Raw genomic sequence first — 1,565 nt, 5'->3', positions numbered from 1 at the left:
GCGGCCCGCGCCGGCCAGCCGCAGCGGCAGGTCGACATTCTGCGCCCCGGTCAGGTAGGGCAGCAGGTTGCGCGCCGTCTGCTGCCAGATGAACCCGACCACGGACCGGCGGTAGCCGAGCCGCTGCCCGGCGGACAGCGAGGCCAGGTCCTGCCCGGCGACCCGCACCGAGCCGGCGGTCGGCGTGTCCAGGCCCGCGAGGATGTTCATCAGGGTCGACTTGCCGCTGCCCGACGCGCCGACAAGGGCCGTCAGCTCCCCGGCCGCGATCACCAGGTCAAGCCCCTGCAGCGCCTGCACCTCGATGCCCTCGGCGAGGTAGATGCGCACTAGCCGGTCGCACACGATCAGCGCGCCGTCGCCGTAGCCCGTGTGCTCCGCCGAGGCAGCAGAAGTCAGCTCGTCCAGCTCAGAACCCGCCATCGCTTCTCCCATCATCCGCCTGCTCGCAGGCTCGCGGTCACGCCGCGCCGTCGTCCTGTCCTGACCTCGATCGCCAGCGCCACGGCGGCCACCGCGGCGAGCCCCGCCAGCGGCAGCGCGACCGCGGCCACGTCCGGCGTGAGCGCGACCGCCGCCGACGATCCCGTGAACGCCGACAGGTCGATCGCCGGCGCCACCACCCGCGGCAGCAGCACGGCGCACGCCCAGGCGGCCACCGCCGCGGCGATCACGGCGGGCAGCACCTCGAGCACCACCATCCGCGTCCGGTGTCGCTCGTCGAGGCCCATGGTGGCGAGCCTGGCCAGCGTGACTTCCCGTTCGGCGGCGCCGAGCGCAAGCTCGAGCAGCATCACGGCCAGCCCGAGCCCGGCCGCGACGGCGACGGCGAGCGCGAACAGCACGAAGGTGCCGTGCTGCAGCGGTGCGCTGGCCAGGCTGTTCAGGATGTCCGAACGGAAGGTCACTCCGCCTTCAGGGATCATGGTCCGCACCACCGCGGTCAGCCGGGTCCTGTCGATGCCCGCGCCGGTGAGCAGCAGCTCGTTGACCGGCACCGGCGCGGCCGGAATGGCGAAGCTGTGCAGCGCCGACCGAGGAATGATCACGAAGGCGGAGGTGCCGGGCAGCGCCTGGGTCGCCGGCACCACGCCTGCGACCTGGACCCGCACGGGCTGGACGGGCCCGTCGGACGTGAGCGTGCTAGCACTGTGGCCTAGGTAGGCCGCGGCTTGCGGGGACGCGAGCACCGGGACCGGCGCCCCAGCCCGTCCTGGCTGGAGCAACCGGGCGGGCAGCGGCGGGAAGCCCTGGGTGGCGGCCGCCAGCGCCGCGTAGCTCGCCGGGTCGACGACGAGGCCGGTGATCTGGTCGTCGTTCTGGGTGCTCCAGTTGGCCTGCCACACGGCGGCGGCGTGCGTTACGCCAGGTACCCGGCTCGCCGCCCGCTCCGCCGCCGGATAGATCTGGACGCCAGGGGTGCTCAGCGCACTCGCCATGACTGTGGCGTCGGCGCCGACGGCCTGCCAGGAGGCGGCGGTCTCGCCCCTGGCGACCGCGTCCCGCACCATGCCGGCGAACGCGGTCACGCTGAGGGCGAGGACCAGCGCGAACGCGGGCAGCGC

Annotated in this window: 2 protein-coding genes; both read right to left on the bottom strand. The window is 74.1% G+C overall.

The window, feature by feature from the left end; translation table 11 throughout:
- Positions 1 to 423, bottom strand: a 423-nt coding sequence (locus tag WA805_RS18975) for an ATP-binding cassette domain-containing protein (RefSeq protein WP_425243002.1), incomplete at its 3' end; no start/stop codon positions are given.
- Positions 424 to 434: 11 nt separating this feature from the next.
- On the bottom strand, positions 435 to 1,565 hold a 1,131-nt coding region (locus tag WA805_RS18970; RefSeq protein WP_425243001.1), incomplete at its 5' end, for a hypothetical protein.

The sequence above is a fragment of the Trebonia sp. genome, assembly GCF_049794275.1.
Classification (GTDB): Bacteria; Actinomycetota; Actinomycetes; order Streptosporangiales; family Streptosporangiaceae; genus Trebonia.
The sequence above is the reverse complement of the archived record's forward strand: the minus strand, read 5'-3'. Positions and strand labels throughout refer to the sequence as shown.